This window comes from Actinophytocola sp. (genome assembly GCF_045807065.1).
GTDB lineage: Bacteria > Actinomycetota > Actinomycetes > Mycobacteriales > Pseudonocardiaceae > Actinophytocola.
On the sequence record NZ_JBJMIE010000118.1, the window covers coordinates 1 to 5552 of the forward strand.

The 5552-nt window shown below is 71.3% G+C and carries 2 protein-coding genes and 2 pseudogenes; all 4 read right to left on the reverse strand.

All coding sequences use genetic code 11. The features are described 5' to 3' along the window. Positions 1-2874: pseudogene (locus ACJ73U_RS06865) on the reverse strand (hypothetical protein); the annotation flags it as partial. A gap of 81 nt (positions 2875-2955) precedes the next feature. Continuing rightward, a complete protein-coding gene (locus ACJ73U_RS06870) occupies positions 2956-3279 on the reverse strand; it encodes a hypothetical protein (RefSeq protein WP_407776682.1) in 324 nt (107 codons plus the stop codon). Then, positions 3272-3745 (reverse strand): YbaB/EbfC family nucleoid-associated protein, encoded by a 474-nt coding sequence (locus ACJ73U_RS06875; RefSeq protein WP_407776683.1) that lies wholly within the window; start codon positions 3743-3745, stop codon positions 3272-3274. The genes ACJ73U_RS06870 and ACJ73U_RS06875 overlap by 8 nt, the downstream gene beginning before the upstream one ends. 2 nt (positions 3746-3747) lie before the next feature. Beyond that, positions 3748-5552: pseudogene (locus ACJ73U_RS06880) on the reverse strand (hypothetical protein); the annotation flags it as partial.

The window sequence follows — 5552 nt, forward strand, 5'->3', positions numbered from 1 at the left end:
CTGCGGGCTGGACTGCGGAGTCGCCTGCGGGGTCGTGTTCTGGGAGAACGACCCGCTGTGCGTGCCCTGCGACATCGGCGCCGACGGCGTGGACCCGACGTTGCTCCCCCCGGAACTGCTCGGGAACGCCGGCGGCACCTGGGAGATCGGGCTCACCGGACTGACCGGCCCGGCCGGCTCCCCGTGCGGCGGCTCCTCGGTCAGCGGGCTGACGGGGGCATCGTCCGTGTCGACGAACGACGTGTCCAACCTCAGGTCCGGCTTGCCGTCGGCCAACGCCGGGATGTTCAGCTCGGGCGCCGGACTGTCCAGAAGGGACGGTCCCTGCCCCCCGGACGCACCGTGCGACTGGGACTGCGTCTCCGGCCCGGACTGGGTGACCACGGGCGCACCCTTGGCCCCACCGCCCGTGCCCGACTGCTGGGTGCCCGACTGCTGGGTGCCCGACTGCTGGGTGCCCGACTGCGGTGCGGACGACGACTGCGTGCCCGACTGCGGTGTGGACGACGGCTGCGTGGACGACGGCGTGTTCGACTGCGTCCCGGGCTGCTGGGTGCCCGACTGCTGAGCCGAGGACTGTGGCCCCGACTGCTGCGTAACCGGCTGCCCACCCTGCTGCGCCGCGGGATTCCCACCCTGTTGGGTGACGGGATTCCCACCCTGCTGCGTCCCACCGGGCCCCTGCTGGGTCCCACCTGGGGTTTGCTGCGTCCCACCTGGCGTCTGTTGGGTCCCACCCGGGGTTTGCTGGCTTCCTCCGGGGCTCTGCTGCGTGCCGCCGGGCGTCTGCTGCCCACCCGGGACACCGGACTGCTGCCCCCCGAACTGCCCCTGCCCGGACACACCGTTGCCCTGTGGTCCGGACGACGTGACTACCGGCGCGCCACGCTGCCCATCACCGAACTGCTGCCCGTACTGACCGCCCTGCCCCCCGAACGGACTCTGCCCACCGAACTGGCTCTGCCCGCCATGCTGGCTCTGGTCACCGAACTGGCCCTGGCCACCGTGCTGACCCTGATCACCATGCTGGCTCTGCCCGCCGAACTGACTCTGGTCACCGAACCGGTTCTGGTCACCGAACTGGTTCTGCCCGCCGCCGTGCTGGCTCTGGCCGCCCGGCTGGCTCTGCTCCCCGCCGTGCTGACTCTGCTCGCCCTGCTCTCCACCGAACCGCCCCTGGTCCCCACCGAACCGGCTCTGCTCCCCACCGAACCGGCTCTCCCCATCACCGAACCGGCCCTGCCCCCCACCCTGCTGGCTCTGCCCACCACCGCTCTGCCCCTGCCCAACACCCTGACCCTGCGGCCCGGCCTGCGCGAACCGCGCCCCGGCGGAACCCCCCTTCTGGCCCCCCTGCCCGCTCCCGGCACCAGCACCAGCACCACCGCGCTCGTTCCCCGTGTTCCCGCCCAGGAACCCGGCGGCCTCCTCGGACACCTTCCCGTTGCCGTGTGAACCCGAGTGCCCGTCGGACGTCGTGACCGGCTGGTGGTCGCCGGAGAAGAGGCTGCCGAACTTGGAGTTCCCGGCGGTGATGTCCTGGCCGTGGTTGCCGAAGCCGCCCGTCTCGAGCGGGCCGTCCGGGATGACCACGGGCTGCGACTCGTCGAACGAGCCGGTGTCGTCACCGTCGTCGGAGTCGTGTGCGCCGCTCTCGTCATCGCCGCCGAGCAGGGGCGCCTTCTCCGGGTCGCCGCCGCCGGGGAGCTCCGGGCCGTTGAAGTCGAAGCCGAACTTGCCGGCGAACTTCTTGGCGATGTCGCCGACCGCGTTGTCGAGCTTCGCCGACATGCCCTTGCTCAGGTGATAGGGCGCGGCACCGCCGAGGATGCCCGCCCAGATGTCGTCGTCGTGGCCGGTGGCCTTGTTCACGATCGGGTTGCTGGCCGCCACCATGCCGACCTGCGCGCCCGAGTACCCGATCTGCCCGAGCCCGCGCACCCAGCCGGGCGGGTCGCCCTCCTTGCCGGCCCCGCCCAGGGCGTTCTTCCAGCTGTGCGGGTCGTTCTTCTTGTTGAAGCCCTCCGGGATCTTGCCGCCCGGCCCCTTCTTCCCGGCGCCCTTCGCGATGTTGCCGAGGCCCTTGCCCAGGCCGTGGAAACCACCGAACGCGGCACCGCCGATCGCGCCGCCGATGACGGAACCCTTCACCGAGTCCCAGTCGATGTCACTGCGGCCGCCGCGGCCGCCGTGGACCTTGTTGTCGATCAGCTGGCCGGTCTGGATGCCGAGGTCCAGGCCACCCATGAACGCCGCGCCGCCGGCCGCGTACTTGCCGATCTGCCAGGCGAACCTGGCCAGGCCCATGGCCGCCTTCTGCCAGGTCATCGAGAGGATCTTGCGGACGAGCGCGTTCCAGATCGCCTGCAGCGCGACGCGGCCCGCCGCGAGCACCCCGGGTACCGCGAACGCGCCGAAGAGCGATGCGAGCAGCGAGATGACGGTGGCCAGGACCATCAGCGCCATCGCGATCAGCATGATCTTCGACTTCTGGATGTCCGCGGCGGTGTTCTGGCACATCTTGCCGAACTCGCCCGCCGCGGACTCGACCTCCGCGAGCCCCTTGTTGACCTCGTTGAGGTAGTCCTTGAGGGCGTTCGCGGTGACGCCGCGCATCGACGAGTCCAACCGGGGCAGGAGCGCGTTGATCTCGTCGATCCGGTCGTTCATCTCGTCCTGGAAGTCGTACCAGGCGTTCGACATCGCGCGGAGGCCGCCCTCGCTGCCCTCCGGCCAGGTCATACCGAGGGTGACCTTGAAGAACTTCTGCAGTCCGTCGGGCAGCTGGGTCGTCATCGACGACCCGTTGCCGGTTACGCCACTCGCCTGCCCACCGTGGCCGCCGCCGCCACCGTCCTTGCCACCAGAAGCCATTTGTCAGTGCACCTCCTTCCGCATGGCTCTCTGCTGGGGACACGTGGCCGGACCGGTCAAACGTTCACTCGCCCGGGGAGGTCACTCCGGGTGCACCTGTGAGTCCAGGTACTGGGCGGTCTGCTCGTCGACGCTCGAGAGGTACTCCGCGGACTTGCGCGAGGTCCTGGCGGTCTCGATCAGCCCTTCGCCGCCGTTCTCGGTGCCCTCGCGGACCTTCTCCGCGTTCTCCCAGTAGTTGTTCTGGAACGCCATGCCGATCTCGTCGTCACCCCAGCAGCCCTGGTAGGCGGTGAGGACGCCGTTGAGCTTGGTGTGCGCTGTCTTGAAGTTGGTCCCGGTGACCAGGAGGTCGTCCGTGACGCCTTCGAACGCCGGCTCGTCGAGGTAGAAGTTCTCAGCCATTGGCGCGGTCCTCCCTGGTGCGGTTGTCCGGTCGTGGCCGCTCGTTGTCCACGCCGAAGTCGTCGAGTTTGTCGAACATGGGGCCGATCAGGGAGCTGAGCAGCTCGTCCGGGCGGACCTGCCCGGTGGCCAGCCCGTTCAGGTCGAGGCCGGGGATGTCGGGCACGCCCATCAGTTCGGTCATCTTCTGCTGGGCCTGCGCACGGCCCTGCCGCAGCGTCTCGATGATGACCTGGGCGAGCTGCGCCGGCGGCATCGCGCGGTACTTGGACGAGTTGAAGACCAGGTCGACCAGCTCGCCGCGGCCGTCGAAGGTCATCTCGAGCGAGTGGTCCTTGGCCCGCACCGTCGTGCTCGCCTCGTCCCAGTGCCTGCCCAGCTCGCCGAGCTTGCGGGACTCGTTCTCGAACATCGCGTACGCGGCGTCCATGGCCTGGTCGGGATCGGCGGAGTTCCAGTCAGCCATCGTCATTTCCCTCGTTCCATCAGCCGGTCCAGCTCGGCGAACTTCTCGGTGAGCGCGGCCCGCACCTCTTCCCGGGAGAGCTCGGGCTCACGCTCCTGCGGTTGCTCCTTCTCCTGCTCCCGCTTGCCCACGGCGATGGGCGCGCCGGTCGCCGGGTCCCAGACCTCGGGGCGCGGTTCGTTCGGCAGGGCCGCCATGCGGCCGTTGTTCTGCTGGCCCCCCATGCCTCCCATGCCGCCCATCATCATTCCCGACATCGGGAAGCCGCCCATGTGCTGGGACGCGTAGGGGTCGGTGGCGGCACGACCGGACGCGCCCTGCGCGGCGGCGCCGGTGGTCGGCTCGACGGGCACCGTGAGCCCGTCCGGGGTCGTGGTGCCCGGCGCGGACATGCCGCGGGCGTGCGGGTCGAGTGCGACCGCGTGCGTGACGCCGCCGCCACCGCCGAGCCCGGACGCCGACAACGCGAACGACCTCTTCGCGTCCGGCCCCAGCTCCAGCGCGGCCGGCACCGCGTGCTTGGCCGCCTCGGCCGGCGTGGCGGCCGAGGCCGCCGCCCCGGCATGCGGCACCGCCTGCGAGGTCACCTGCGACACCGCCGCGGTCTCCAGCGGTGTCCCGGCGACCGCGTGCGTGGTGACGCCGTGGGTAGTGACGCCGTGGGTGGTCAGCCCCTGCGTGGTGACGCCCTCGGTGGTGACGCCCTGGGTGGCCACGAGCGGCTGCCCCGACGTGGTGGCGGCCTGCGCCACGAGCTCGTGCGCCTTGTCGGCCACCAGCGTCGACGGCGCGTCGACGGCCGTCCTGACGAGGTTCGACCTCTCCTCGGCCGGCAGCTCCGCCGGCTGGTCGACCGTCTCCGCCGACACCGTCTCCGGTCGGGTCTCCGCGAGGGTCTCCGCCACGGGCAGCGACTCCTCGGCCGTCTTCCGCTTGCCGTCCTTCTCCTTGCCGGTCCTGCCCGAGGTGGTCGTGCTCTCCGGCCGGCAGGTCCCCGACCGGCTCGCCGAGCGGCCGAGCACCGCCGGCGCCACCGCACCGAACGCCGCGGCGGCGGCCTCGTCCTCGGCCTGCTCGAGCGGCTCCTGCCGGGCCGTCACGGAGTACTTCTGACCCAGCACCGCCGGGCCGTTCCCCTGTGATCCCCCGGCGAAGAACACCGAACCCCGCTGCCCCGGCATGAACGGAGCACCCGGTCCCGGTCCGCCGAAGCTCTGGCCACCCTGGTCGCCGCGGCCGAGTACCTGGGCGTCGGGGCCGCTCTGCCCGGTGAACCGGAACCGGTCGTCGCCGCCGGGCGAGCCGGACCGGGTCGTCGTGGCCGTCTTCGTCAGCAGCGGCGGCGGGGCACCGCCCGGCCCGAAGAACTGGTTCCCGTTCGGGTGGGTGCCGCCGGGGTTCGGCGACCCGTTGCCCGGCGAGTGCTCGCCGTTCTTGGTGTCGCCGCTCGTGTCGGCGACCACCTGCGGTGGCTTGTACGGCAGCGGCGTGAGCGCGTTGCCGACGTCCCAGTACGCCGTGCGCAGGTCCCGCAGGATCTGCTTGGCCGAGTCGTCGTTGACCTTCGCGGTCTCCTCGGGCGACGGGGCACCCGCCGCCGGTGGCTGGGCATCCTGCTGTGCCTTCTGCCCCTGCAGGTCGCGGAACCGCTGCTGGTGGTCGGCCAGCCGGTCGCCCGCGGCACGCAGCGTCGCGCCGTAGCCCGGGTTCTGCAGGAACTGCAGAACCCCGCTCATCTTGGCGGTCACCGCCCGCACGACGGCGTCGAAGTCCTCGGACGCCTTGCCCGTCCAGTTCTCCCGCACCA